Below are 25,963 nucleotides of genomic sequence, written 5' to 3'. Positions count from 1 at the left end.
GAGCGGCCTACCATGAGCTCAATGGACTGATCGCAGACCAATAGCGACCCGCCAACCGCCCGGGAGTCAGCGTGACATCGAACGGCAAGCTGAGCGTGCAGCAACTTCGCGATCTGGTCGGCTCCGGCCAGATCGACACGGTTCTGGTCGCCATCACGGATATGCAGGGGCGCCTGCAGGGCAAGCGATGTGGCGCGCGCTACTTCGTCGAGGAAGTGCTCGCCCACGGCACCGAGGGTTGCAACTACCTGCTCGCCGTCGACGTCGACATGAACACGGTCGACGGCTACGAGATGTCCTCCTGGGAGAAGGGGTACGGCGATCTGCTGATGGCGCCGGACCTCGACACGCTCCGCCTGGTCCCGTGGCTTCCCGGTACGGCGATGGTGCTCTGCGACATCCAGTGGCTCGACGGCAAACCGATGCCGGCCTCGCCGCGGCAGATCCTGCGCAAGCAGCTCGACCGCCTCGCCGAGCGCGACCTGCTGGCGTACGTCGGCACGGAGCTCGAGTTCATCGTCTTCAACGACACCTTCGAAGCGGCCTGGGACAAGCGCTATAACCACCTCGAACCGGCCAATCAGTACAACGTCGACTACTCGCTGCTCGGCACCGCCCGGGTCGAGCCGCTGCTGCGGGATATCCGGAATTCGATGACCGGCGCCGGGCTGTACGTCGAGTCGGCCAAGGGCGAGTGCAACCTCGGTCAGCAGGAGATCGCCTTCCGTTTCGACGAAGCTTTGCGGACCTGCGACAACCACTCGATCTACAAGAACGGCGCCAAGGAGATCGCGTCGCAGCATCGCAAGAGCCTCACGTTCATGGCGAAGTACGACGAACGCGAGGGCAACTCGTGCCATATCCACCTGAGTTTCCGGTCGACCAGTGGCGAGGCGGTGCTCGCCGGCGATCGGCCGCACGGGTTCTCCCAGTTGATGGAACGCTTCATCGCGGGCCAACTCGCCTGCCTGGAAGAGTTCACGTACTTCCTGGCGCCGAACATCAACTCCTACAAGCGATTCGTGCCCGGCAGCTTCGCGCCGACGGCCGTCGCTTGGGGCCTGGACAACCGTACGTGCGCCCTGCGCGTAGTCGGCCACGGCGAGTCCTTGCGAGTCGAGAACCGTCTGCCAGGCGGCGACGTCAACCCGTACTTGGCGGTCGCGGCCCTGATCGCGTCCGGCCTGCACGGTATCGAGAACGAGCTCGACCCGGAGCCGCTGTTCGAGGGCAACGCGTACAGCTCGGACAAGCCGCATGTGCCGACGACGCTCGACCGGGCGGCGGAGCTCTTCGGCAACAGCGCGATCGCGCGCAACGCCTTCGGCGACGATGTGGTGGACCACTACGTCAACGCCGCCAAGGTCGAACTCGACGCCTACAACGCGGCGGTGACCGATTGGGAGCGGATCCGTGGTTTCGAGAGACTCTAAAAAGAAGCGGCCCCGAATCGGCATCACCACCTACCTCGAGCCGACGATCTGGGGTGTCTGGCATCGCGACGCGGCGCTGCTGCCCCGGGTCTACCTCGACGCGATCGACGCGGCCGGCGGCGTACCGCTGCTGCTGCCGCCGGTCGGCACCGATCCCGACGTGCTCGACATCCTGGATGGTCTCGTCATCGCGGGCGGTTGCGATATCGACCCCGCGGGGTACGGCGCTGAGGCCCATCCGGAGACGGTCGACACCCGGCCCGGGCGGGACCAGCACGAGGCGATCCTGATCCACGCGGCCCTGCAACGAGATCTGCCGCTACTGGCCATTTGCCGCGGTCTGCAAATGCTCAACGTCGCTTTAGGTGGCACGTTGCACCAGCACCTCCCGGACGTCGTTGCCCATCACAACCATCGACCCGAGCCCGCGGTCTTCGGCAGTACCGAGGTCAAGATCGAGCCGGACAGCCTGACGTACGACGTACTCGGTGACACCACGACGGTTCAGTGCTATCACCACCAGGCCATCGACAAGGTCGCGAAGGAATTGCGGGTCACGGCACGATCCGGCGACGGCACGATCGAGGCCGTCGAGCTGCCAGGCAAGGGATTCGCCCTTGGTGTGCAGTGGCATCCGGAGGAATTCCCGGACGACTTGCGCCTGTTCACCGCACTAGTCGCAGAAGCACAGAAGGAAAGAGCCGCGAAGTGATGTACGACGTGATCAACCCGGCGACCGAGAAGGTCGTGACCTCGATCGAGCTGGCCTCGCTCGAGCAGACCGACGCGGCGATCGCCCGGGCCGCGAAGGCCTTCCTCAAATGGCGTGAAGTCAGTCCCGCCGACCGCGGCCGGTTGCTCAGGCGCTTTGCCGACGCGGTCGACGCGGACCTGGAGAATCTCGCCCGCATCGAGGTTGAGAACTCGGGCCACACCATCGGCAATGCCCGTTGGGAGGCGGGCAACGTTCGCGACGTGCTGACCTACTACTCGGCAGCACCCGAGCGGCTCTTCGGCAAGCAGATACCTGTTGCCGGAGGCATCGATATCACCTTCGCCGAACCGCTCGGCGTGGTCGGCGTCATCGTGCCGTGGAACTTCCCGATGCCCATCGCCGGTTGGGGTTTCGCCCCAGCGCTTGCCGCCGGCAACACCGTCGTACTCAAGCCGGCCGAGCTCACCCCGCTGACCGCGATCCGCCTCGGCGAGCTCGCCAAGCAGGCGGGTATCCCCGAAGGCGTGCTCGAGATCATCCCCGGCAAGGGCACGGTCGTCGGCCAGCGCTTCGTCACCCACGAGAAAGTCAGGAAGGTCGTCTTCACCGGCTCGACGGGTGTCGGCAAGCAGATCATGGCGGGCTGCGCCGACCAGGTGAAGCGGGTGACGCTGGAGCTCGGCGGCAAAAGCGCGAACATCATCTTCGCCGACGCCGACCTGGAGAAGGCGGCCGCCCAAGCGCCGTACGGGGTGTTCGACAACGCGGGCCAGGATTGCTGTGCGAGGTCGCGCATCCTGGTCGAGCGCAAGGTCCTCGACCGTTTCATGGAGCTGCTTGAGCCGGCCGTCAAGGGCGTCAAGGTCGGCGATCCGGCGGACGAGGCGACCGAGATGGGCCCGCTGATCTCGAAGGCGCAGCACGATCGCGTTTCGGCGTACGTGCCTGACGACGCGCCCGTCGCGATCCGCGGCAGCAAGCCGGAGGGCCCGGGCTATTGGTTCGCGCCGACCGTTCTCGCGCCGGTCAGCGAGCAACACGAAGCAGCGCGCGAGGAGATCTTCGGCCCGGTCGTAGTGGTGGTGCCTTTCGAAGACGAGGCGGACGCCCAAAGGATCGCGAACGACTCCGAGTACGGCCTGGCCGGCTCGATCTGGACCCGGGACGTCGGCCGCGCGCTCCGAGTGGCGCGGGGTGTCGAGGCGGGCAACCTGTCGGTCAACTCGCACTCGTCGGTGCGGTATTCGACGCCGTTCGGCGGTTACAAGCAGTCCGGGCTCGGTCGCGAGCTCGGGCCGGACGCGCTGGACGCGTTCACCGAGACCAAGAACATCTTCATCAGCACGGAGGACTGAGTAATGACCGATGTCAAGGCAAGCCGGCTCGTTGACAGGGTCGCGGTCGTCACCGGTGGTGCGAGCGGGATCGGCCTGGCCAGTGTCCGCCGGCTCGCGGCCGAGGGGGCCAAGGTCGTGATCGGCGACCTCGACCCGGCCACCGGCAAGGCCGCCGCGGACGAGGTCGGCGGCCTCTTCGTGCAGACCGACGTGACCAGCGAGACCGACGTCGAGAACCTGTTCAAGCAGGCGAACGAGGTTTTCGGCAGCGTGGATATCGCTTTCAACAACGCGGGTATCTCGCCGCCCGAGGACGGGTCGATCCTGGAGACCGGCATCGAGGCCTGGCGCAAGGTGCAAGAGGTCAACCTGACCTCGGTGTTCTACTGCTGCAAATACGCCATCCCGTACATGCAGAAGCAGGGCAAGGGCTCGATCATCAACACCGCGTCGTTCGTCGCGGTGATGGGCGCGGCGACCTCCCAGATCTCGTACTCGGCCTCCAAGGGTGGCGTGCTGGCGATGAGCCGTGAGCTGGGCGTCGAGTTCGCCCGGCAGGGCATCCGGGTCAACGCGCTCTGCCCGGGCCCGGTCAACACGCCGCTGCTCAAGGAGTTGTTCGCCAAGGACGCCGAGCGGGCCAACCGTCGCCTGGTGCACGTGCCGATGGGCCGCTTCGGTGAGCCCGAGGAGATCGCGGCCGCGGTGGCCTTCCTGGCCAGCGACGATTCGTCCTTCATCACCGCCAACACGTTCCTGGTGGACGGCGGCATCTCCGGGGCGTACGTCACCCCGGTCTAGGCTCTAGCCGTGAGCGGAGCGGATGAGGCGCTGTTCCGGCCGGTCCGGACGGGGAATCCGTTCGAGGAGACGGTCGAGCGGTTGCTACAGGCAATCAAACTGGGCGTGGTCGCGCCCGGTGACCGATTGCCGTCCGAGCGTGACCTGGCGGCCCGGCTGAACGTCAGCCGGGTCACCCTGCGCGAGGCGATCCGCGCCCTGACCGAGGCGGGGTACGTCGAATCGCGCCGCGGTCGTTACGGCGGCACGTTCGTGAACGATCGTTTACCGAAACCCCGGGCCCGCCCTAAACGCAAGATCGCTTTGGAACTCGGCGACGGCCTGGAGGACGCACTGGTGCTGCGGTCAGCACTGGAATGCGGCGCGGCCCAAGCGGCGGCGGCGCGGGCGCTCAGTCCGGCTGAACGAGAACACCTGAGCCGCTGCCTGGCCGATACCGGCGCGGCCAAACTGGGCGACTATCGCCGGATGGACTCGCGGCTGCACCTCGCGATCGCCGAGGTCAGCGGCTCACCGTCGCTCACCTCGGCCGTCGCCGACGCGCGGATGCGGCTGAACGAGCTGCTGGACGCGATCCCGCTGCTCGAACGCAATATCGTGCACTCTGATCAGCAGCACCAGTTGATCGTCGAGGCCATCCTCGCCGGCGACCCCGAAACGGCCCGGTTGGCCATGTACGAACATCTCGCCGGCACCGCGGCACTATTGCGCGCGTTTCTCACGTGACCCAAACCCGCCACGCACAATGGCCGAATGCTGGGTACGGCGGGTGACGGGAGGGTTTACTGGTATGACACTCGAGGTGTCCATTGGCATGGAGCTGTGATGGTGGGGGAAGGTGTTCCTTCGGGAGAATGTGTCCGATGACTGACGACGAGCTGATTGGCCGCGCCGGCCTGGTCGACCGCGCCCAAAAACAGCTCGAAACGGCTGGCAGCGTGCTGCTCTACGGCCCGACCGGGATCGGGAAGTCCGCAATCGGCCGCTCTTTGGTGGCCGAGCGGGCCCTGGCCGGCTGCCGGGTGCTGAGCGCCGCGCCGTCACAGAGCGAAGCCGGCCTGCCGTACGTCACCCTGCTGGACCTGCTCTCCGACCAGCTCGAACTGGCCTGGCAGGTGCTGCCGGACCATCTCCGCCAACCGCTTGAGGTGGCGCTGCTCAAGGCGAGCGCCCCCGACTCGGTCCGGGATGAGCTCGCGGTGCGGCTCGCCGTACTGCATGTGCTGCGGCGCCTCGCCACCAACGGTCCGGTGCTGCTGGTCGTCGACGACATCCAGTGGGCCGACCCGTCGAGCCTCGAGGTGCTGACGTTCTGCGCTCGGAGGCTCACCGAGGGCGTGCAGATGCTCGCCACCGAGCAGGTCGCCGACGGGGATCTGCCGATGATGGCCGAGGCCTGCCCCGAGCCGGTGCTGCAGGTCGAGGTGCCTGCGCTGACCGAGCAGGACGTGCTCGCGCTGCTGCGGACCAGGTTGTACGAGCCGTTGCCCGTCCGGACCGCGCGCCGGATTTTCGCGGCCAGCGCGGGCAATCCGTTCATGGCCCTGGAGCTCGGCCGGGCCGTGCTCCGGCATCCCGAGGGCGTGTCGCCGAACGACCCCCTGCCGGTGTCGAGCCGGTTGAAGACGTTGCTCGGCGATCGCCTGGCCGACCTCGACCCGGGTACGCGCGAGCTCCTGCTGCACGCGGCGTCGTCCCCGCGGCCGACCGTCGCTCAGCTCGCGCTGTCCCTCGGCCGCCCGATCGACGCCGAGCTGGCCGCGGCCGAGCGGGTTGGCCTGATCGACATCTCGTCCGGCCGCTTGCGCTTCAGCCATCCGTTGCTGCGCGAGTTCGTGTACGCCGACGCGACCTCGGCGACCCGGCGGCAGACTCACGCGCGTCTCGCCGCGGTGGTCGACGAGCCCGTGGAGATCGCCCGGCACCGCGCCCTCGCCACGCAGGAGGCCGACGCGAGCCTCGCCGCTTCGCTGGACGAGGCGGCGACCGTGGCGGGTGGCAGGGGAGCGCCCGGCGCGGCAGCGACGCTATGGCGGCTCGCGGCCGACCGTACGCCGTCAGACGCTCCGGGCGAGCGCGCTAGCCGGTTGACCTGCGCCTCCGAGGCCGCGGCTTCGGCCGGGCATCTGGCCGAATCGGCCGAGGTCGCCCGGCTCGCCGTCCAGATCGCGCCCGACGCCTGCACCCGGGTCGAGGCCCTGCTGCTGCTGATCGACGCCGTCTGGTCCGACCGGGACGAGCGGCTCGCGCTGCTCGACCAAGCCTTCGCCGATGCCGAGGGCGACGACCGGCTGGAGGCGCGGGTCCGGATCCAGCGCAGCGCCAGCGCGTACTTCGACCGGCGCCTGCGCGATGCCGCCGAGGACGCCCACATCGCGGAGGAGCTCGGCCGTCGCTGCGGTGATACCGAGGCCGTGGTCGACGCCCTGAACGCGGCCAGTTCGGTCGAGATCCACGACGGCAACACCACCGGCGAGTCCGACCGGCTGCTGGCCGAGGCGGCGAGCCTGGCGGCCGGCCTCAAACTGACCAAGAGCGTTGTCCACGCACGCCAGATGGCCGCCATGCGCAAGCTGTTCCGGGGCGAGACCGCCGAGGCCGTCGACGCGATCACCGCGCTGACCGACGAGGTGCGCGCGGTCGGCGCGATGAGCTGGCTGGCCTCGGTGCTGATCTCCGCGACGGCCATCTTCGAGCGCAGCGGCCGCGGTGCGGACGCCCTCGCCGCCGGCCAGGAGTGCCTGCAGCTGATGCTCGACATCGGTGACGAACCCGAGGTCGCGATGGTCGTCGCCGCCCGCGCTGAATGGGCCGGCGGTACGGCGACCGCGGCCCGCGATCTCGCCGAGGCGGCGCTCGAGCGGTGTCACCAGGTGACCAACGAGGAGTGGACCGGCCCTGCGCTGGCCAGTTGCGGGATGGCCGCGCTGCTGCTCGGCGATCCGCAGCGCGCGGTCGCGGCCTTCGGTGCGATCGACAAGTTCCGGGAAGCGGCGATGCCGTTCGACCCGGCGGTGATTCCGTGGCACGCCGACTACATCGAGGCGCTGATCGCCACGGGGGAGACCGTCGAGGCGGCCGCCGTGATCACAGATATCCGCGACCGGGCGGTGAAGCTCGATCGCCAGGTGACGATGGTCGGCCTCGGCCGGGTGGAGGCGCTGCTGGTCGCGAAACAAGGCGATCCCGGCAAGGCCCTGGAGCTGCTCGACCAGACCGTGGCGAGCGCCGGCGATCGGTATTACCCGCTCGACCTGGCCCGGTGCGAGCTGGCCCGCGGCCGGATCGCGCGGCAGGCCCGGCGCCGCTCGGTCGCCCGGTCCGCGTTCCTCGACGCGATCGAGCAGTTCGACCGAAGTGGTGCGCCCGCGTGGCGCGAGGTGGCCGAGACCGAGCTGGCCCGCCTCGACGTACCGAGCCGGACCCGGCAGCCGTCGGAGCTGAGTGACAACGAGCTGCAGATCGTCGCGATGGTCCGCGACGGCTCGACCAACCGGGAGATCGCGGCCGCGCTCTACCTCAGCGTGAAGGCGGTCGAATCGCAGCTGACCCGGCTCTACCGCCGGTTCGGTGTCGCGAATCGCACCCAGCTGCTGCGAATGGTCGATCGCGGCAGCGCACAATAGGGCCGTGAAGTTCGAACGCAAACATGCCCTGTTCCTGCTCGGCGTCGCCGTCTGGAACGTTCTCACCTACGCCACGTTCATCAAGAACCTGGCCAAGACCGAAGGCCGCCCGACCGGCTACTACGTGGCTCACGCCGTGCTGATCGTCGTCAATCTCGGCATCGCCGCCGTGCTCGGGACGTGGGGCGCGAAGGCGCTCAAGTCCTCGCGTACGCAACCGGACTGACCCCGAGGATCCGGCGGAAATGCCGGCTCAGGTGTGACTGGTCGTAGAACCCGGCCCGTACGGCGACCTCGCCCGCGGGCTGTCCGTCGAGCAGGTAGCGTCTGGCCAGATCGACCCGGCGTCCGGTCAGGTACCGATGCGGCGGCAGGCCGAATTCCTTGGCGAACGCCCGCACCAGATGAGCCGGATGGGCGTGCAGTTCACCGGCGGCCTCCGCCAGGGTGATGCCCTCCGTCGTGCGGGCGTCGAGCAGCTCTCTCAGGCGTACGGCGATGCCCTGGTCTTTGGTCCACTGGGGTTGGACGCGGTGCGTGAGGTGTTGTCCGAGGCGTTCCTTGATCAAGGTCAGACGGCTCTCGGCTTCGAGGTCCTCGTGGTGTTGCACCAGCACCTCGTGCAGCTGGTGGAGCCGTTGGCGCAAGACCGGATCGACCAGGCCCGGGTGGTCGACGGCCGCGCCGATCAGGTCGAGCGGCAGTACGTCGGGCTCGAGGTAGATGACCCTTTTGCTGAACCCACCGGGCTTGACCGAACGGCCGTCGTGCGGCACCTGCGGCGGCAGCACGGTCACCTCGGCCTGGACGATGCCGTGCTCGCGATGGTCCAGCCCGTACCGCACCACGCCGTGGTCGAGGACCATCAACGTCCACGCGTCGTGGACGTGACTGGGATACGCGTGGGTCGGGAAGTGGGCGTGCAAGACCTCGCGAATGCCCTCCACCGGCGGGCGCCACGCTGTGACCTTGGGATCCACGTTTAAAACGTACAAGACACCTGGTCGGGCGGTTGGCCAGAGTGGTGGGGTGAACTTCGATACCAAGATCGCCGTGTTGTTGCGGGATGACCTGCTCAGCTGGCAACGCCTGAACGTGACGTCCTTCCTCGTGAGCGGCCTGGGTACGCGACTACCCGAGCTGATCGGAGCGCCGTACGCCGACGCGGACGGGACGCCGTACCTGCCGATGTTCCGGCAGCCCGTGCTCGTCTTCGAAGGCGGCAAGGAGGTCCTCGTCGCGGCCCACGCTCGCGCGGTCGGCCGTTCGTTGCCGTTGGCAATCTTCACGTCGGACTTGTTTGCCAGCGGCAACGACGACGACAACCGCGCCGCCGTCCGGGCCGTGTCGCAGGGCCAGCTCGACCTGGTCGGGCTGGCCCTGCACGGTCCGAAGAACGCCGTCGACAAAGTGCTGAAAGGCGCCCGCATGCACTCCTAGTGTCCTGAGTCAGAAGTTCGCACCTCATCTCCGGCGCCCAGGCACGCACCTCGCTGCGTTGTCGTCGGGTCACAATCGAAAAAGATTGCTCCCCTCCTCCGCCTTGCGATGCACGCACCTGGACACCGGAGCTAAGGCACGAACTTCTGACTCAGGACACTAGCGCGGGGTGATCGTGCGCCAGGTCTCGCCGCGATCGTTGCTGATGGCAAGCGATGTCGGACTGCTCTTGCCGTGGAGGAACTTGCCGTCGCCGTCGAGATCCTCCAGCTGCTTCGGCCACCCCTCGGCCTTGCGGGCCTTCGCGTCGGTGCCGATCAGATAGCCCGTCGGCTTCGCGTTGTTCTCGGGCTGGATGCCGAGCAGCGCGGCCGTGCCGTCGTCGAACGGGACCGGCCCGCCCATCCGGGCCCACGGCGTGCCCTGGACCGTGCGCCAGCTGACGCCGCGGTCGGTGGAGATCACCACGCTGCCGATCGCCTCGAAGGTCGCGCCGTCGTGCCAAGAGGTCGCCACAATCGTCCGGCCGTCATGGCTCACCGCGATCCGGCTCGGCAAGGCGCCATCACTGACGGTGTGCCGCTGCCAGGTCTTGCCGCCGTCGTCCGTCCACGCGATCTGCCACGGCTTGCCGTTCTCCTTGGCGGCCGTGATCCACCAACGCCCGTTCGGCCCTTGCACCGGGGAATACCCCCGGCCGAGGTCCACCGGCAGCGTGAGATCGCGCAGCGTCGCCGTACGAAGGTTGAGCACCCGCAGCGAGCCCTCGCCAACCAGCACCTCATCGGCACCGAACGTCGTGGTCGCCGCGGCCATCCGCAAACGCCGTTCCTCCAGGCCTTTGCTGGTCAGGCTCGCCAGTCGGGACTTCGCCCAGGCCGGGTCGGCGGCCGTGAGCGGATTCGCGTCCGGGGTGATGAGCCCGTAGACGTCATCGCCCTGCTGCACCAGGTCGAACCAGCTGTCGGTGATCGAGGTGGCGACGCTCATCCCGGCTCGTTGGATTCGCGCGGCATAGCGGCAGGGCTGTGGTTCGCAATCGGACCAGGCCGCGATCCAGCTGGACGGCGTTGCGAACAAGGCGCTGGCGACGTTCGCGTCGGCCGACCGGATCAACGCCTCGCCGGCCGGGTTCGTGCTGTGGTCCGGCGCGGGTGTCGTTGGCGGGGTGACGATCGTCGTTGGTTGGGTGACGATCGGGGGAGGAGCGTTGTCGCCCTTGGGCAGGCTGGTCGGTAGCGTCACGGCCAAAACGGCGGCGGCCGTCGCGGCGGCAGCACCTGCGGCAGCGAAGAGCTGCTTGCGATGGCGCCTGCGGGTGCCCTTCTGGTGAATGGTGTCGAACGGGGTGGGCTCGACCTGCTCCTGGACCGACCAGGCGAGATCCTTCAGTTCAGACATGGCCGACCTCCTCGGCGTCGTCGACGAATTCGTGCACAAGTGGTGCGAGCCGGGCCCGGCCCCGGGACAATCTGGCCTTCACGGTGCCCTCCGGTACGCCGAGCATCGCGGCGATCTCCCGCACCGGCAGATCGGCCACGTGGTGCAGCGTGATCGCCTCGCGCTGCTCGTACGGCAACTGCCTCAGTCCGTCCACGAGCGCGACATGATCCGCCGAAAGCCCGGGCAATTGGGTATTCGGTGGTGGCATCGCCTCCGCCAGCCGTCCTCTGAACCGGCTGGCCCGGCGATAACGCGTACGTACGACGTTCAGCGCGACCGTCCGCAACCAGGCCTCCGGGTTGTCGACCTGAGCGAACCGCCTCGGCCTCTCGACCGCCCGCACGAACGCCTCCTGCACCGCATCCTCCGCCTCGGTCAAGCTCCCGCAAATCGCGAACAACTGCCCGACCAAACGGCGATAACACCCGTCATAGATCTCCCGAACCCGCTCTTGCCCACCCATCGCCCCTCCAGCCCCCAGCCTCTCGCTCACCCCCCAACGACCCCCGCCACCCCACCCCGGTTGCTCCCCGTGACCCACATCACACCCATCCGCCTCCCCCCCGTTCATTGGTCCCTTGTGACGCGGCGTGTCGCCGTTCATCGGGCCCTTGTGACCAACGGCGCGGGCCAGCCACCCCAACCACTCATTCGTCGGAATCCGCCCTTCTCAACCCGGATCCACCGATTTGAGCTGTCGGGTTGGTGGGCACGGGAGTAGGCCGTCCGTTCCACCTCAACCTGCCTTGACCACAGCCGACATGCCGTGAATAGGTCTGAGGCGTGGAGATTGATTGGAATGCCGAAGTTGTGGATCAGGTGGAGTCGCACTGGCGGAACCGACTTCGGCCCCGCCTCGACGGGCTGACCGACGACGAGTTCTTCTGGGAGCCGGTCTCCGGCAGTTGGTCGCTGCGGAGACGTGGTGAGAGTTCCGCGCCGATCTCCCTGGGTAGCGGTGAATTCACGATGGACTACGCCCAACCGCCCCACGACCGCGAGCCAGTGACCACGATCGCGTGGCGGCTCGCGCACCTCATTGATGTCTTTGGCGCGCCAACGGGTCCGCACTTCGAGGTTACGACCGCTGACCCGCCTGGCGTCGACTTTGCGGGCTCTGCTCGGGCGGCGTTACGTCAGCTTGACGAGGGTTTCGAGGCATGGATCGCTGACGTGTGCAGCCTCGGTATTGCGGGCATCACCCGACCGCAAGGGGCCCTGGCACCGGCACAATTCGCAGACGCCCCCATTGCGCGGAAGGTCATGTACGTCCACGTCGAGGTGATCCACCACGGTGCCGAGATCTGCCTGCTGCGTGACCTCTATGCGTGGAGGTCACCCAACGGGTGTTGATGAGCCCGGCTGCTTGGCGGGAGCTCGAGTCCGTGATCAGTCCCGAATATCGGTTTTCACGCCAGCACAGACAGAAACCTGGCCCGATGGGCCGGCTGGGCAGAACCTATGAGAGCCATCGCCATGGCCATGACGGCGACGACTCGGCGCAATGAACCCATTGTCAATCTCGCTTCCTCACTGGACGCTGCAAGACCGCCCAGTCTGTGAGCCTGCGTCCAGCACCTCAACAGCATGCGATTGCAGCAACCGGCAACCTCAGCGCGCCGCTCAAACGCCCGCGCCGCCGAGCCTGGACCCGGCGCCCGGGTGAGCGGGTGGCGTTGCACGTTCATGCAACCTGCTGGCCAGACGGAGGCAGAGATCTCGGACTTGGGTCCGACCTTGATGGGCCAGCCGGAGGAGACTCGACATGCAAAGTGTGGTCCGCAGAGCGCTGGCAACCGCCGCTGCCGCAGCAGTCGTCGCTGTAGCGGGCGGACAGTCATCCGCTTCGGCCAGTACAGAATTCGCTCCCGACTACTTCCGGATCTGCGTCGACCAGGCCTGCACCATGTCCGTCTCCGGCGACATCACCTGGGGCAACAGAACGGCCAGAGTGGCAGGGGATGTCGTCAACAAGGTTCCTGGTGCAATCACGATGGTCCACTGGGATGCCTTCGCCGGCTCGACGAAGGTCGACTCCGCGACAAGCTACGTGCCATATCCGAACCAGGCGGTTGTCGCCCCGTACGACTTCAATCTCGGCGACCCCCTCCTTCCCGGCGGCATCGACCGAATCCGAATCCAGATCTGCAGCTCCCCAACGCGCTGCAGCGTCCAATGGAACGAAATCAGAGACTGACGAACGCACCGCCTAATCCAGGATTTCGTCCCGGGGAAGCCCTCCACCATCTGGCGTTACCGGGATTGCCACGGGGCGCGTCTATTGCAGGCTCCGGGACTTGGCGTGGGCGGGATGGGCGGGGGAGACTGCTGCGATGGCTGCTGAGTATGTTCAGAGTGATCAGTTTCGTGGTGGGCGCATTCACTTGTGCGAGCTTGCTGGGCTTGAGATTCGCGATTGTGAGGTCAGCGGTCTGAAGGTCGTGGACTGCTATGGGAGCGACGTCTACCTCGGTGGCGACTTCGAGCGTGTTGTTGTCAATGACGTTGATGTGACCGCGTACGTCGAGGGCGAGCTCGACCGGCAGCACCCGGCGCGGGTGTTGGCGCGTGAGGCCGAGTCTCCCGACGACTACCGGGCCGCGTGGGATGCGATCGAGGCGCTGTGGGAGGCGACGCTCGACCGGGCCCGGCTGTTGCCCGAGGCCAAGTTGTACGAGCAGGTCGACGGCGAGTGGTCGTTGGTCGAGACGAACCGGCACCTGCTGTTCGCCAGCGATGCCTGGCTGGGCAATGCCGTGCTCGAGGAGGAAGCGCCGTACCACCCGTTGGGTTTCCCTGCCGGCGGGATGCCGCCCGACGACGCGGCGAAGCTCGGGCTCACCCTCAAGGCCACCCCGACGCTCGACGAGGTGCTCGCGCTGCGGCTGGCCCGCATGGCGACGATGCGGCGGGTCGTTGACGGGCTTACCGAGGCCGAGCTTGACCGGGTATGCGGTCGCAAACCGGCAGACCCGTATCCCGACCAGGAGTACGTCGTACGCCGCTGCCTCAAGGTGGTGCTGAAGGAAGAGGCCGAGCATCACCGTTATGCGGTGCGCGACCTCGCCCAGCTCGAGGCCGGCGCCGGGTGAGGTCACTCCCGCTCATGCGAAGCAGTGTCGGCTAACGGCTGGGTGGCGAGCGGGGCGGTGGAGCTCGTCAGCGATGAAGCTGCGGGCGATCGTTGGTTCGGCGAGCGGTTGATCAGCAACACCTACGTTTGGGCCTGTCTCATCGCCACCGGGCTGTATGCCCTCTATGACCGGCGGATACAGCGCCAGCGCGCCGAAACCGACTGACTCACTAGGGATCAGGGTTCGCCAAGCGGTAGGTGATTGTCGGGTGGGCGAAGTCCTCGTTGTCCACGACGATCTGGGCCTGGGAACGCGGCTGGATCTGATCGACGTACATGCGCTCCCCTGGGATGTACCTGGTGCGGTAGCGCTCCTCGGCCGCGGCGGCCGAAGGCATCCATGCCTGGTCGCGCGCGGTGCCGCGTCGGAGGACCTCGTCGAAGCTGACGTGCGCGTAGATCCGCAGATCCCAGTGTTCGATCAGCGCCGGTACCTGCAGGAACGCGCCGTCCGCCAGCAGCACCGCATCCGGATCGGCTGTGTGGACAGATGACTCGGACAGCGGCCGTCCGTTGGGCTCCCCGATCGCAGTGGTGTACCGGCGGTCGCCGCCCGGACCGAGAGGCATCAGCAGCCGTTCGCGGATCGCGTCGTGGTCCCAGGTATCCAGGTAGTAGCTCTCCGGCGATTCGATCGGGTACGCCGTCCGCAGCTCCGGAGCACGCTTGAAGTAGTCGATGCCGGCCCGGATGATCTCGCGGCCGGTCCGGGCGCGCAGAGTGTCGGCCAACTCGTCCGCGAGCGTCGTCTTACCCGCCGCGGAGCAGCCGTCGATCGCGACCCGCACCGGATGTGGGCGCTCGACGGCCAGGACGGCATCGGCCAACTCGGTCAGAGCGTCGGTACGCCGGCTCACCACGTCTCCCGTCGCCGGAATGCCCCACCCGGAGTCCGGTGAGGCGTCGTACCGATGATGTCAGCCGACTTTCAGCGGCCTTGGTGGTGAGGACGCGGCGGTCGCGTTAAACGCGGCCGATTCGATGGTCAGAAGGGACCGATGAACGCCGACACGCCGCGTCACAAGGGTCCGATGAACGGAAAAGGCGGAGGGCCCGGGCGGGTCGTCGGGGGGACGACGCGGCCGGGCCCCTGCCGAAAGCTGAGCGGGACGCCGAGTACCAGCGGAAGATGGCCGTTAGACGCGGCGGAAGATCAGGGCGCGTTTTACTTCTTGGATGGCCTTGGTTACTTCGATGCCGCGGGGGCAGGCTTCGGTGCAGTTGAAGGTGGTGCGGCAGCGCCAGACGCCCTCTTTGTCGTTGAGGATCTCGAGGCGTTGTTCCGTACCCTCGTCGCGGCTGTCGAAGATGAAGCGGTGGGCGCCGACGATCGCTTGCGGGCCGAAGTACTGGCCGTCGGACCAGAAGACCGGGCACGACGTCGTACACGCTGCGCAGAGGATGCACTTGGTGGTGTCGTCGAAGCGGTCGCGGTCGGCCTGGGACTGGATCCGCTCACGCGTCGGCTCGTGTCCGTCGGTGACCAGGAAGGGCATGATCGACCGGTAGGCGTCGAAGAAGGGCTCCATGTCGACCACGAGGTCCTTGAGCACCGGCAGGCCCTTGATGGGCTCGACGGTGATCTCCTTCTCGGGGTTCAGGTCCTTGATCAGGGTCTTGCAGGCCAGCCGGTTGCGCCCGTTGATCTTCATCGCGTCAGAACCGCAGACGCCGTGCGCGCAGGACCGGCGGAACGTCAGCGTGCCGTCCTGCTCCCACTTGACCTTGTGCAGTGCGTCCAGCACCCGATCGGTCGGCTGCAGGGTGACGGAGTAGGTCTTCCACTCCGGGTCGGGCGAGACCTCGGGGTTGTAGCGGAGGATCTTGACCTTGACGTCCATCAGTACTTGCGCTCCATCGGCTTGTAGCGGGTCTGGATGACCGGCTTGTAGTCCAGCCGGATGTTCACGTTGCCCTCGTCATCGATCGACCGGTAGGCCATCGTGTGACGCATGAAGTTGACGTCGTCGCGGGTCGCGTAGTCCTCGCGGAAGTGACCGCCACGCGACTCCTTGCGGGCCAGCGCGGACACCACCAGCACCTCGGCCAGGTCGATCAGGAAGCCGAGCTCGACGGCTTCGAGCAGGTCGGTGTTGAACCGTTTGCCCTTGTCCTGAACGGAAACCTGGGCGAATCGTTGCTTCAGGCCCTCGATATCGGAGAGCGCCTGCTTGAGCGAGCCCTCGGTCCGGTAGACCTGCGCGTTCAGGTCCATCGTGGCCTGCAGGTCGGCCCGGATCGCGGCCACCCGCTCGGTCCCGGTCGCGTCGCGCATGCCCTCGATCAGGTCGACCACGAACGTCTCGGGCGCGTCCGGCAGCTCCTCGAAGTCCACGCCGGCGGCGTACTCCGCGGCGGCGATACCCGCACGGCGGCCGAAGACGTTGATGTCCAGCAGCGAGTTGGTGCCGAGGCGGTTGGCGCCGTGCACCGAGACGCACGCGACCTCGCCGGCGGCGTACAGGCCGGGGATGACGTCGTCGTTGTTCGCGAGCGCCTCACCCTTGATGTTGGTGGGGATGCCACCCATCGCGTAGTGCGCGGTCGGGAAGACCGGGATCTGCTCGGTGTACGGCTCTACGCCGAGGTACGTCCGGGCGAACTCGGTGATGTCCGGCAGTTTCGCGTCGATATGCGCGGGCTCGAGGTGGGTCAGGTCGAGCATCACGTACGCGCCGTCGGGCCCACAGCCACGGCCCTCGCGGACCTCGTTGGCCATCGCGCGGGCGACCATGTCGCGTGGCGCGAGGTCCTTCACGGTTGGCGCGTAGCGCTCCATGAAGCGCTCGTTGTCCTTGTTCCGCAGGATTCCGCCCTCACCGCGAGCGGCTTCGGAGAGCAGCACGCCGAGGCCGGCGAGACCTGTCGGGTGGAACTGGAAGAACTCCATGTCCTCCAGCGGCAGGCCCTTGCGCCAGACGATGCCCATGCCGTCACCGGTCAGGGTGTGCGCGTTCGACGTGGTGCGGAAGACCTTGCCGAAACCGCCCGACGCGAACACGATCGACTTGGCCGAGAAGATGTGCAGCTCGCCGGTGGCCAGCTCATACGCGACGACGCCCGTTGCCTTACCGGCGACCATCAGCAGGTCCAGGACGTAGAACTCGTTGAAGAATTCGACGTTCTGCTTGATGCACTGCTGGTAGAGCGTCTGCAGGATCATGTGGCCGGTGCGGTCGGCGGCGAAGCAGGAGCGCCGTACGACGGCCTCTCCGTGGTTGCGCGTGTGCCCACCGAAGAAGCGCTGGTCGATCTTGCCCTCGGCCGTCCGGTTGAACGGAAGGCCCATCTTCTCCAGGTCGAGCACGGCGTCGACGGCCTCGCGGCACATCACCTCGGCCGCGTCCTGGTCGACCAGGAAGTCGCCACCCTTGACCGTGTCGAAGGTGTGCCACTCCCAGTTGTCCTCCTCGACGTTGGCCAGGGCGGCGCACATGCCGCCCTGGGCCGCGCCGGTGTGGGACCGGGTCGGGTAGAGCTTGGTGAGTACGGCGGTCCGCGTGCGCTTGCTGCTCTCGAGGGCGGCCCGCATACCGGCGCCGCCCGCGCCCACGATCACCACGTCGTACTGATGGCGCTGCATGTCAGAAGTTCCTTACTTGCAGACCGACAGCGTGGAGCTGGGGTCGAGGCAGGGGTCGAAGGTGAAGATGACCAGCGTGCCGAGCACGACGACCACGATGCTTGCCGTGAACAACGACATCTTCAGCCAGAACCGGGACTGGTCCCGCTCGGCGTAGTCATTGATGATCGTGCGCAGGCCGTTGGTGCCGTGCAACATGGCCAGCCACAGCATCAGCAGGTCCCAGACCTGCCAGAACGGGCTGGCCCACTTGCCGGCCACGAAGGCGAAGTCGATGCCCTGGATGCCGTCGCCGAGGAACAGGTTCACGAACAGGTGGCCGAGCACCAGCACCACCAGGGCGAGGCCGGACAGCCGCATGAACAGCCAGCCGTACAGCTCGAAGTTGGTTTGGCCGGACCGGTTCCGGCCGCCGCCCTTGACCGAGCGGGCCCGGGTGCTGGACCGCGGGGTGACGATCTCTGGTGTGCTCATGGCTCAGTGCCCTCCGAACACGTGCATCAGGTGGCGGACCACGAACGGGACGAACAGCACGAACCAGAGCACGCCGACGCCGATCATCATCTGGCGCTGGTACCGCGGGCCCTTGGCCCAGAAGTCGACCAGGATCAGCCGGATGCCGTTGAAGGCGTGGAAGAGGATCGCGGCGACCAGGCCGATCTCCATCAGGCCGACGATCGGGTTCTTATAGGTGCCGATCACCTCGTTGTAGGCGTCGGCCGAGACTCGCACCAAAGCCGTGTCGAGCACGTGCACCAACAGGAAGAAGAAGATCCCCACACCGGTGATCCGATGCGCGACCCATGACCACATGCCCTCATGGCCCCGGTAGAGGGTGCCGGGGGGACGGGTCAGTGGCTTGCTGGGCAAACCGATCCTCCGATCGGACGACGACCAGAGCCGACTGAGGGCATCGCTGGCAGTCGTCGTCGGCGTTGCCGCCGGTGGCCGTCAGAAGGCCCCGCAAGTCAAGGCTCGGCCCGGCGAAAACCAGGCCGTGTTCGATGCTAACCGCAGCAGTACGCCGACTTGGCCACCACCCATGTGACATCGCTCTCGCCTATTCACTTGACCTCCACAGGGGTTGAACTTGTGGACTGTAGAAAACCGCTGATCTGGGAGGGCGAATGTGGATCTGTAAGACCTGTGCCGTTGAGCACAGTACGCAACCGGACGTGTGCGCGATCTGCGCGGACGAGCGGCAGTGGGTGCCGGTCGACGGCCAGCACTGGACGACGCTCGAGGAGCTCCAGGCCGCCGGCCACAAGGTCCGGTTGAGCGAACGAGAGCCGGACCTGTTCGCGATCGAGTCCGAGCCGGGCGTGGGGATCGGCCAGCAGGCCAAGTTGGTGCGGACGCCCGCGGGCAACCTGCTCTGGGACCCGATCGGGTACGTCGATGCCGACGGCGCCGCGCTGGTCGCGTCGTACGGCGAGGTGAAGGCCATCGTGGCCAGCCACCCGCACATGTACGGCGTCCAGGTGGAGTGGAGCCGGGCCCTCGGTGGGGTGCCGGTCCTGGTGGCCGAAGCGGACCAGGAGTGGGTGGCACGGCCGGATCCGGTCATCGAGACCTGGACCGGGCCGTTGGAGATCCTGCCGGGCGTGACGTTGTTCCAGCCGGGTGGTCACTTCAAGGGCAGTGGCGTCGTGCACTGGGCCGCTGGTGCCGAAGGGCGCGGCGTGTTGCTCAGCGGCGACACCATCTTCCCGAACCCGGGTGGTAAGTCGGCCAGCTTCATGCGCAGCTACCCGAACCGCATCCCGCTGTCGGGCGCGGTCGTCGACCGGGTGACCAAGGCCGTCGAGCAGTACGAGTTCGACCGGGTCTACGGCAACTTCGACAACGTCATCACGTCGGACGCGCGGGCCATCCTGCGGTTCTCGGCCGATCGCCACATCGCCTGGACGCGTGGGGACTACGACCACCTGACCTAAGGGTCAAGCGGCGCGGCGGTTCCAGGTGAGCCGGTTGTGCAGGGCAAGCATCCGGTCAACGCAGGTCTGCCAGTCGTACCGCTCAGCCCTTTCCCGGGCAGCGGTACGACGGGCAGCCTCCGGACGTCGTACAAGCTCCAGTACGGCGTCCGCGAGCCTGTCGGCACGAGGGGCGCCCCACGCGCCACACCCCGCGTCTACCAACTCACGAGCGCCACCCGTATCAGCGGTGACTACTGGCGTCCCAGCGGCGAGAGCCTCCAGCACCGCCAGTCCGAACGTCTCGCCCGGACAAACCGACAGAGCCACGTCTGCCTGAGCAAGGCGGCGAGCCAGCTCCACACGCCCATCGACGTAGCCGTGGAACTTCACAGGCGCAGACCCGGCTATGGCGACTAGCTCGTCCAGGTGTGGCCCAGAGCCGTACACGTCGAGCCTGACCGGGATGCCGCGTCTGTGCAGCTCTACGGCCGTTGCAACTGCCAGGTGCGGGCTCTTCTCGCGCGAGAGCCTTCCGGCGTGCACAAGCTTCAGTACGCCGTCCGCGGCCGGTGTGCCGAGGGACGGGTGGAACGTGTCGAGGTCGACGCCGAGCGGGATGCGTACCAATGGCGTCGACACCTCGCCGAACTCGGCGGCGGCGAAGCGCGAGGTCACCACGATCGCGTCGTACGTCCGCCCGAGCAGCCGGTACAACGCGCCGACGCCGGCCGCGATCCCGAGTTGGCGGCCGGTCCGGAGCGAGACCATGGCGTCCAGCCGTTCGTGGCTGAACAGGATCGAGCCGATGCCCTGGCGCCGGGCCCAGTGCGCGACCGGCAGCAGGGTCGACTTGTCCGAGATCTCGACGGTCGTCGGCCGGAATCGCTCGAGCGCCTCGATCACCCGCCAGGGTTCGGCGATGAGCCGGTAGCCGCCGCCGATCCGGGGCGCGCGAAGGCGGATGACGATGCCGTTCTCGTCCTCGCTGATGGCATCGCGTTCGCCGGGGGTGACCAGGACGCGCTCGAAGCCGGCGGCGCGATATCCCTGGCCGAGGTGGTCGATCGCGGTCCGCATGCCGCCCGAGGTGGGGCCGACGAAGTTCGCGAGCTGGGCTATCCGCTGCATGTCAGGCCGCCCGTTTCTGGCTGAAGGTGACTTCGGCGTAGTGCCGGTCGATCAGGTCGTCCACAACGGCCGGCCAGGTCCGCGTCTGGACCCGTTTGTGGCCGGCTTCGGCCATCGCCTGCCGGGCCTGGGGATCCGCCAGCAGGCTGTGCACCGCCTGCCGGAGAGCGCCCGGCGTCTTGTGGTCGAAGAGCAGGCCCGTTTCACCCGGCTTGATCAGATCGACCGGGCCACCGGCCGCGGGTCCGACGGTCACCACGCCGGAGGCCTGCGCCTCCTGGATGGTCTGGCAGAACGTCTCGTGTTCGCCGGTGTGCACGAAAACGTCCAGGCTGGCGAAGATCCGGGCCAGGTCGGCGCCCCGGCGCATGCCGAGAAAGGCCGCACCCGGCAACGTCTGTTCCAGTGCGGCACGGTCCGGACCGTCACCCGCGATCACCACCTGACAGCCGAGTTCGGACAGCTCGCTCAACCGGCGTACGTGCTTCTCCGCGGCGAGCCGGCCCACGTACCCGACGATCGGACGGCCGTCGGGGGAGATCTCCCGGCGCCACGCGTCATCGCGCAGACCCGGGTCGAACAGGTCGAGGTTGACGCCGCGCCCCCAGTGCTGGACCCGGGGTACGCCGGCCTGGACCAACTGCGCCATCGACGCGGACGAAGGCGCGAGCGTGCGGTCACACCGCGAGTGCAACCGCCGTACCCAGGCCCAGACGCCACGATCGGCGCGCACGGCCCACGGGTATTGCCGGGCGAATCCGGCGATGTCGGTCTGGAACACCGCCACGGTCGGCAAGCCCAGGCGCCGCGCGCTGCGAAGGCCCCACGCGCCCAGGACGAACGGCGAGGCCAGATGCACCAGGTCGGGCGCGAAATCGGCCATCGCGCGCTCGATCGCGGGATCGGGCAGACCGACCGGGAACGCCCGGTAGCCGGGGATGCCGAAGCTGCGGGCCCGTACCACCGGCACGTCGCCGTAATGGTCGGGACCGGGGCCGGCGGCGATGATCAGTGGCTGGTGCCCACGGGCGACCAGCCGGTCGGTGACATGACGAACAGTGTTCGCCACGCCGTTGATCTGTGGCAGGAACGATTCGGCGACCATCACGATCCTCACACTTCGAAGGTTCCCGACGCCGGGTGAACCCTTGGCCAATCGGGTATGTCGGGCAGCGGTGGGGCCGTGGTCGGCTCAACCCCCGGCCGATATCCGGCGGACGACGCGGGTGCGACCGATAGGTGACCAGCCGGTAACCGAATGTCTCCGTCCAGACTGCGGGCTTTCCACTTGACCGGTTCAGCGCGAGGGTCCGTAGGATCACTTCACGAGGGAGAGAGCGTTCTCCCGGACCTGACCCGCCGCTTCGAGGAGCAACCGTGCTCTCTGCTGACCGCCTATCCCTCCAGCTCTATACCGTCCGTGGCGAACTGGAGCGGGACTTCGACGCCGCCCTGGCCCGGATCGCCGAGATCGGCTATCGGCAGGTCGAGCCGTTCGGCCTGGTCGAATTCGAGTCCCAGCTCGCCGACGGCCTGGCCAAGCACGGCCTGACCGCGCCGACCACGCACGCCGGCCTGCTCGGCCGTAACCTCGAGCCCGCCTTCGCGGCCGCCAAGCGCCTCGGCATCGGCACCGTGATCGACCCCTACACCGACCCGGCCCGCTGGCAGTCCGCCGAGGACGTCAAGCAGATCGCCGTCCAGCTGAACCAGGTCGCGCACCAGGCCGAGGACCACGGCATCACCATCGGCTACCACAACCACCACTTCGAGCTGGCCTCGATGCTCGACGGCCGGCACGCGCTGGAGGTCTTCGTCGAGCATCTCGCGCCGGAGATCGTGCTGGAGATCGACACCTACTGGGCCGCGGTCGGCGGTGCCGACGTACCGGCGCTGCTGAAGCGCCTCGGTGAGCGGGTCGTCGCCCTGCACATCAAGGACGGCGACGGCACGCTGAACAACAAGGCCCAGGTCGCCGTCGGTTCGGGCGTCATCCCGGTCAAGGACTTCCTGGCCGCCGCGCCGGGTCGCCTCGCCGTGGTCGAGCTGGACGACTTCGAGGGCGAGATCTTCGACGCCGTCAGCGGCAGCTACGCCTTCCTGCAGCAGGCCGGCGCATGAGCACCGGTCCCGTCGGCGTCGGCGTTATCGGCGCAGGTGTCATTAGTGACACGTACATCAAGAACCTGACCAGCTTCCCCGATGTCGTCGTGCACGCCATCGGCGATCTGCGGCCCGAGGCGGCCCAGGCGAAGGCCGAGGAGTTCGGCATCGCCAGCCACGGTTCGCCCGAGGTGGTGCTGACCCACCCGGACGTCGAGATCGTGGTCAACCTGACGATCCCGGTCGCTCACGTCGAGGTGGCGCTGGCTGCCGTTGCCGCGGGCAAGCATGTGTGGAGCGAGAAGCCGTTCGCGATGGACCGGGACAGCGGCGCCAAGCTGCTCGCCACGGCCGCCGACGCCGGCGTACGCCTCGGTTGTGCGCCGGACACCTTCCTCGGCCCGGGGCTGCAGACGGCTCGCCGGTTGATCGAGAAGGGTGACATCGGTACGCCGCTGACCGCACTGACGTTGTTCCAGTCGCCCGGCCCGGAGTCGTGGCACCCGAACCCGGCGTTCCTCTTTCAGGAAGGCGCGGGCCCGCTGTTCGACATCGGCCCGTACTACCTGACCGCGCTGGTGCAGCTGTTCGGTCCGGTCGGCGCTGTTGCCGGTATCGGCTCGACGTCGCGGCCGACGCGCACGATCGGCTCGGGTCCGTTGGCCGGGACCGACTTTGACGTGACGGTGCCGAGTCACGTGAGCATGATCGCGAAGTTCGAGAGTGGCCAGTCGTCGCAGAACATCTTCAGCTTCGACTCACCGCTCGGCCGGCACGGGTTCGTCGAGATCACCGGCACCGAGGCGACCCTGTCCCTGCCCGACCCCAACCGCTTCGACGGTGAGATCAAGCTGATCCGCCGCGACGGCGAATGGGAGACCGTCGCCAACGTCACGGCCGCCGCCGAACGCGGTACCGGCGTCCTCGACATGGCCCGCGCCATCCGCGCCGACCGCCCACACCGCGCCACCGGCGACCTCGCCCACCACGTCGTCGACGCCATGGTCTCCGTCAGCGAATCCGTCGACTCCGGCGCCTTCGTAGACGTAACCAGCACCGTCACCGCCCCCGAAACCCTCCCCGAAGACTGGGACCCCTTCGCCACCACGGTCTAACCCCTAGGTGGGGCGAGGCCGTACCCCTCGCCCCATCAACCGTCACCTCGCGCTCATCCGGCGCAAGTAGCGGACCGTGTCGGCTTCGTGGAGGCGGGCCATGTCGGCCGAGCGGTCAAGCGTGGAGATCAGCCGGCCTTCGGCGAAGACGAGCTCGCGCACCTGGTCGTACATCCACGGCAGGGGAGCACCCCTGGTCCGGTAGTTCGCGTTGTTGTACTCGGCACCAATCAGCATCGTGCCGGTGAACCGCGTTTGAAACCGCATCGGCCCGTACGTCGTACCGCCGAAGCCGTCCGTACCTCGCGCGCCGCCGTGGAATGTGTCCGGCCCCGGCTCGTCCTCCGGCGCCACGGTGAGATGGACCAGGCAAAGCTCGTCGCGATCAACGCCGTACTCACACACGAACCCTCATCCCACTCCGCCACGTAGCAGTTCCATGATCTCGTCCGTGGCCATGCCGCTCGACCCACTGCCACGGAGCCGGCGCGCCAGCCGCCGACCAGCGGACTCGTCACCGACAACCCGGATGACGCGTGCGCTGTCCCCGTCCACCACAATCCGCACCTCATCACCCCCATCGAGCCCGAGCTGCCGACGTACGGCGATCGGGATGGTGACCCGTCCTTTCGACGTGATGCGCATCGTGCACTCCTGGTCCGTAAGAGTTCCTGTCGACAATCATCTTCCAGTGCACGAATGGCGATCTGCTCAGCCGCTCGCCCGCCGTCGGCACTAGCCGCTCCCTATTCCGGGTGTCGGCACCCGGAATGGGGAGCCGGCCCTCGAAATTTGGCGAGTCCACCCCCCATTCCGAGGGTCGACACTCGGAATAGGGCGCCGAACCTACCCAACAGGGCCACTGGCTGGAGTGGGGGTTTGGTTGGGTGGGGGGATGTGGTGGATCGGGGTTTTGGTGGTGATGGGTGGGCTCGTGGTGGTGGGGGCGGGGGCGGGGGCGTTGTGGCGGTCGGTGCTGGCGCAGGAGCATGCGGAGCGGAAGCAGCTGGTTAGTTGGTGGGGGACTCGGAACGGGTGGCGGTATACGCGGGGTTCCGACGAGTTGTTGGGGTATTTGCCGGCTGAGCCGTTTGGGCATGGGACCAGCCGGGACGTCCAGGATTTGCTGCAAGGGCGGATTGCCGGTCGGTCGGCGTTGTTGGTTCAGTTCAGTTGGTATTACCTGCCTGATGCGGAGCAGAGTTCGAGCGTTGGGACGAGTGGGGTTCGCAGTGGGGTTCGGGCTGCGGCGGTAGTCGAGCTGCCGGGGGCGGTTCCGGCGTTGACCGTACGGCGTGAGGTGGCGGTTGATGCCGTACGTGGGTCTGATCTGGAGGTTGAGAGCGGGCGGTTCAACGCGGCCTTCCGGGTGGTGGCGGATGACGATCGCTTCGCGCACGCGGTGGTGAATCCGCGGTTGATGGCTTACCTGCTCGACCATGAGGGCTTCAGCGTCAGGCTGGAAGGGCGCGCGTTGGTCGTCTGGCGGGACGGGCTGGTCGAGAACGGGAACGAGTTGGGCGCGCTCGCGTCGTACGCCGCGAAGGTTTTCGAGTTGATCCCGTCCTTTGTGTACGCCGACTTCGCCGCGGACGAACGAGGTACGCCGGTGAGCGCGATCCCGGCCGACGTCCTCGGCGACACCCCGGCCGGCGCCGTGCATTTCCTGCAGCGCCTGACGCATCGCGGCCACGAGATCGAGCGATACGAGGCCTTGATCGAGCAGTGGAAGGTCGAGACCTGGACGGTGGTCGTCAAGATCGCCGTACCGGTGGTGACGTGGCCCACCCTCTCGCTCCCGGCCCGGGTGCTCGCTCCGTCCTGGATCACCCACTTCGACGACGAGGTGCCAACTGGGGACGAGGCGTTTGACCGAAGATTCGTCACCGGCACGGCGCGGCCCGACTTCGCCAAAGCGGTGCTGACGCCGGAGGTGACCTCCTGGCTGGCCTCTGATCCGCGGGCCGAGCGAACAAGGATCACCTTCCTGACCGAGTATCTGGACCCCGCGCCCGCCGGCACGATCCGCCACCTCAAGCAAGCCGCGCTGTGCGTGATGGCCGACGGACGGCTGTCGGATCAGGCGCTCGCGGACCAGCTGACCGACCTCGCCTGCGACCTGATCGAGCGCCTGCCAGCCGCGGCGTACGAGCAAATGTGACGTAGTCGGCGGCGACGTGGGGGATG

28 protein-coding genes are annotated in these 25,963 nt (G+C 67.6%); 16 read left to right on the top strand and 12 right to left on the bottom strand.

Going from position 1 to position 25,963, the window contains the following annotated elements; genetic code table 11:
- Window positions 1-71 precede the first annotated feature (71 nt).
- From OG394_RS18890 to OG394_RS18860, 7 genes are all read left to right on the top strand, one after another.
- Window positions 72-1,433, top strand: coding sequence for a glutamine synthetase family protein (locus tag OG394_RS18890; RefSeq protein ID WP_328996715.1), 1,362 nt, complete (start codon window positions 72-74; stop codon window positions 1,431-1,433).
- On the top strand, window positions 1,414-2,145 hold the full coding sequence (locus OG394_RS18885; RefSeq protein WP_328996714.1) for a gamma-glutamyl-gamma-aminobutyrate hydrolase family protein: 732 nt from the start codon (window positions 1,414-1,416) through the stop codon (window positions 2,143-2,145). The genes OG394_RS18890 and OG394_RS18885 overlap by 20 nt, the downstream gene beginning before the upstream one ends.
- The gene (locus OG394_RS18880; protein ID WP_328996847.1) at window positions 2,145-3,503 is read left to right on the top strand and encodes an aldehyde dehydrogenase family protein; all 1,359 of its coding nucleotides are present in this window, start codon (window positions 2,145-2,147) and stop codon (window positions 3,501-3,503) included. The genes OG394_RS18885 and OG394_RS18880 overlap by 1 nt, the downstream gene beginning before the upstream one ends.
- Window positions 3,504-3,506: 3 nt before the next feature.
- Complete coding sequence (locus OG394_RS18875; protein WP_328996713.1) at window positions 3,507-4,286, top strand: 3-oxoacyl-ACP reductase; 780 nt, start codon at window positions 3,507-3,509, stop codon at window positions 4,284-4,286.
- A 9-nt stretch (window positions 4,287-4,295) separates the two neighbouring features.
- A complete protein-coding gene (locus OG394_RS18870; protein ID WP_328996712.1) occupies window positions 4,296-5,012 on the top strand; it encodes a FadR/GntR family transcriptional regulator in 717 nt (238 codons plus the stop codon).
- 137 nt (window positions 5,013-5,149) lie between these two features.
- On the top strand, window positions 5,150-7,912 hold the full coding sequence (locus tag OG394_RS18865; RefSeq protein WP_328996711.1) for a helix-turn-helix transcriptional regulator: 2,763 nt from the start codon (window positions 5,150-5,152) through the stop codon (window positions 7,910-7,912).
- Window positions 7,913-7,916: 4 nt separating this feature from the next.
- Complete coding sequence (locus OG394_RS18860; RefSeq protein ID WP_328996710.1) at window positions 7,917-8,138, top strand: SCO4848 family membrane protein; 222 nt, start codon at window positions 7,917-7,919, stop codon at window positions 8,136-8,138.
- Here the strand turns inward: OG394_RS18860 and OG394_RS18855 are convergent.
- Window positions 8,110-8,892: a helix-turn-helix transcriptional regulator gene (locus OG394_RS18855; protein WP_328996709.1), complete on the bottom strand. Its 783-nt coding sequence runs from the start codon at window positions 8,890-8,892 to the stop codon at window positions 8,110-8,112. The genes OG394_RS18860 and OG394_RS18855 overlap by 29 nt on opposite strands.
- Before the next feature lie 49 nt (window positions 8,893-8,941).
- On the opposite strand from OG394_RS18855, the gene OG394_RS18850 reads away from it, so the two are divergent.
- Window positions 8,942-9,352 carry a DUF2000 domain-containing protein gene (locus tag OG394_RS18850; protein WP_328996708.1) on the top strand — a complete coding sequence of 137 codons (411 nt, stop codon included), beginning with the start codon at window positions 8,942-8,944 and terminating at the stop codon, window positions 9,350-9,352.
- 159 nt (window positions 9,353-9,511) lie between these two features.
- On the opposite strand, the gene OG394_RS18845 is transcribed toward OG394_RS18850, so the two are convergent.
- Both OG394_RS18845 and OG394_RS18840 read right to left on the bottom strand, forming a co-directional pair.
- The gene (locus tag OG394_RS18845) at window positions 9,512-10,753 is read right to left on the bottom strand and encodes a sialidase family protein (RefSeq protein ID WP_328996707.1); all 1,242 of its coding nucleotides are present in this window, start codon (window positions 10,751-10,753) and stop codon (window positions 9,512-9,514) included.
- Window positions 10,746-11,258 (bottom strand): RNA polymerase sigma factor, encoded by a 513-nt coding sequence (locus tag OG394_RS18840; RefSeq protein ID WP_328996706.1) that lies wholly within the window; start codon window positions 11,256-11,258, stop codon window positions 10,746-10,748. Before OG394_RS18840 ends, OG394_RS18845 begins: the two co-directional genes overlap by 8 nt.
- A gap of 320 nt (window positions 11,259-11,578) precedes the next feature.
- Here OG394_RS18840 and OG394_RS18835 point away from each other — a divergent pair, with 320 nt between their 5' ends.
- The 4 genes from OG394_RS18835 to OG394_RS18820 all read left to right on the top strand — a co-directional run bounded on the left by OG394_RS18835 (window position 11,579) and on the right by OG394_RS18820 (window position 14,094).
- Window positions 11,579-12,148, top strand: a complete 570-nt coding sequence (locus OG394_RS18835) for a DinB family protein (protein ID WP_328996705.1) — start codon at window positions 11,579-11,581, stop codon at window positions 12,146-12,148.
- Window positions 12,149-12,560: 412 nt separating this feature from the next.
- On the top strand, window positions 12,561-12,992 hold the full coding sequence (locus tag OG394_RS18830; protein WP_328996704.1) for a hypothetical protein: 432 nt from the start codon (window positions 12,561-12,563) through the stop codon (window positions 12,990-12,992).
- A gap of 136 nt (window positions 12,993-13,128) precedes the next feature.
- Complete coding sequence (locus OG394_RS18825; RefSeq protein ID WP_328996703.1) at window positions 13,129-13,887, top strand: DinB family protein; 759 nt, start codon at window positions 13,129-13,131, stop codon at window positions 13,885-13,887.
- 57 nt (window positions 13,888-13,944) lie between these two features.
- Window positions 13,945-14,094: a hypothetical protein gene (locus tag OG394_RS18820; RefSeq protein ID WP_328996702.1), complete on the top strand. Its 150-nt coding sequence runs from the start codon at window positions 13,945-13,947 to the stop codon at window positions 14,092-14,094.
- Window positions 14,095-14,098: 4 nt separating this feature from the next.
- Here OG394_RS18820 and OG394_RS18815 read toward each other — a convergent pair whose 3' ends face one another.
- The 5 genes from OG394_RS18815 to sdhC form a co-directional block, all read right to left on the bottom strand.
- Window positions 14,099-14,785 carry a uridine kinase gene (locus tag OG394_RS18815; RefSeq protein WP_328996701.1) on the bottom strand — a complete coding sequence of 229 codons (687 nt, stop codon included), beginning with the start codon at window positions 14,783-14,785 and terminating at the stop codon, window positions 14,099-14,101.
- 279 nt (window positions 14,786-15,064) lie between these two features.
- Window positions 15,065-15,769: a succinate dehydrogenase iron-sulfur subunit gene (locus OG394_RS18810; RefSeq protein ID WP_328996700.1), complete on the bottom strand. Its 705-nt coding sequence runs from the start codon at window positions 15,767-15,769 to the stop codon at window positions 15,065-15,067.
- The gene (sdhA, locus tag OG394_RS18805) at window positions 15,769-17,511 is read right to left on the bottom strand and encodes a succinate dehydrogenase flavoprotein subunit (protein WP_328996699.1); all 1,743 of its coding nucleotides are present in this window, start codon (window positions 17,509-17,511) and stop codon (window positions 15,769-15,771) included. The genes OG394_RS18810 and sdhA overlap by 1 nt, the downstream gene beginning before the upstream one ends.
- A gap of 12 nt (window positions 17,512-17,523) precedes the next feature.
- Entirely contained in the window at window positions 17,524-17,985 is a 462-nt protein-coding gene (locus tag OG394_RS18800; protein WP_328996698.1) for a succinate dehydrogenase hydrophobic membrane anchor subunit, read from the bottom strand.
- A 3-nt stretch (window positions 17,986-17,988) separates the two neighbouring features.
- The gene (sdhC, locus tag OG394_RS18795; RefSeq protein ID WP_328996697.1) at window positions 17,989-18,381 is read right to left on the bottom strand and encodes a succinate dehydrogenase, cytochrome b556 subunit; all 393 of its coding nucleotides are present in this window, start codon (window positions 18,379-18,381) and stop codon (window positions 17,989-17,991) included.
- A gap of 257 nt (window positions 18,382-18,638) precedes the next feature.
- Between sdhC and OG394_RS18790 the strand changes: the two genes are divergently transcribed.
- Window positions 18,639-19,448 carry a hydrolase gene (locus tag OG394_RS18790; RefSeq protein WP_328996696.1) on the top strand — a complete coding sequence of 270 codons (810 nt, stop codon included), beginning with the start codon at window positions 18,639-18,641 and terminating at the stop codon, window positions 19,446-19,448.
- 3 nt (window positions 19,449-19,451) lie between these two features.
- Here OG394_RS18790 and OG394_RS18785 read toward each other — a convergent pair whose 3' ends face one another.
- Together OG394_RS18785 and OG394_RS18780 are read right to left on the bottom strand one after the other, a co-directional pair.
- Complete coding sequence (locus OG394_RS18785) at window positions 19,452-20,558, bottom strand: glycosyltransferase (RefSeq protein ID WP_328996695.1); 1,107 nt, start codon at window positions 20,556-20,558, stop codon at window positions 19,452-19,454.
- Between the two features lies 1 nt (window position 20,559).
- Entirely contained in the window at window positions 20,560-21,675 is a 1,116-nt protein-coding gene (locus OG394_RS18780; protein ID WP_328996694.1) for a glycosyltransferase family 4 protein, read from the bottom strand.
- Window positions 21,676-21,935: 260 nt separating this feature from the next.
- Here OG394_RS18780 and OG394_RS18775 point away from each other — a divergent pair, with 260 nt between their 5' ends.
- Together OG394_RS18775 and OG394_RS18770 are read left to right on the top strand one after the other, a co-directional pair.
- A complete protein-coding gene (locus OG394_RS18775) occupies window positions 21,936-22,679 on the top strand; it encodes a sugar phosphate isomerase/epimerase family protein (RefSeq protein WP_328996693.1) in 744 nt (247 codons plus the stop codon).
- Entirely contained in the window at window positions 22,676-23,776 is a 1,101-nt protein-coding gene (locus OG394_RS18770; RefSeq protein WP_328996692.1) for a Gfo/Idh/MocA family protein, read from the top strand. The genes OG394_RS18775 and OG394_RS18770 overlap by 4 nt, the downstream gene beginning before the upstream one ends.
- A gap of 42 nt (window positions 23,777-23,818) precedes the next feature.
- On the opposite strand, the gene OG394_RS18765 is transcribed toward OG394_RS18770, so the two are convergent.
- Both OG394_RS18765 and OG394_RS18760 read right to left on the bottom strand, forming a co-directional pair.
- Complete coding sequence (locus OG394_RS18765) at window positions 23,819-24,181, bottom strand: hypothetical protein (RefSeq protein ID WP_328996691.1); 363 nt, start codon at window positions 24,179-24,181, stop codon at window positions 23,819-23,821.
- Between the two features lie 6 nt (window positions 24,182-24,187).
- Window positions 24,188-24,421 (bottom strand): AbrB/MazE/SpoVT family DNA-binding domain-containing protein, encoded by a 234-nt coding sequence (locus tag OG394_RS18760; RefSeq protein ID WP_328996690.1) that lies wholly within the window; start codon window positions 24,419-24,421, stop codon window positions 24,188-24,190.
- Between the two features lie 250 nt (window positions 24,422-24,671).
- Between OG394_RS18760 and OG394_RS18755 the strand changes: the two genes are divergently transcribed.
- Window positions 24,672-25,937, top strand: a complete 1,266-nt coding sequence (locus tag OG394_RS18755; RefSeq protein WP_328996689.1) for a hypothetical protein — start codon at window positions 24,672-24,674, stop codon at window positions 25,935-25,937.
- Window positions 25,938-25,963: the final 26 nt, after the last annotated feature.

The sequence above is a fragment of the Kribbella sp. NBC_01245 genome (assembly GCF_036226525.1).
GTDB lineage: Bacteria > Actinomycetota > Actinomycetes > Propionibacteriales > Kribbellaceae > Kribbella.
Note: the sequence above shows the minus strand (reverse complement) of the source record. Positions and strands in the feature narration are given on the sequence as shown.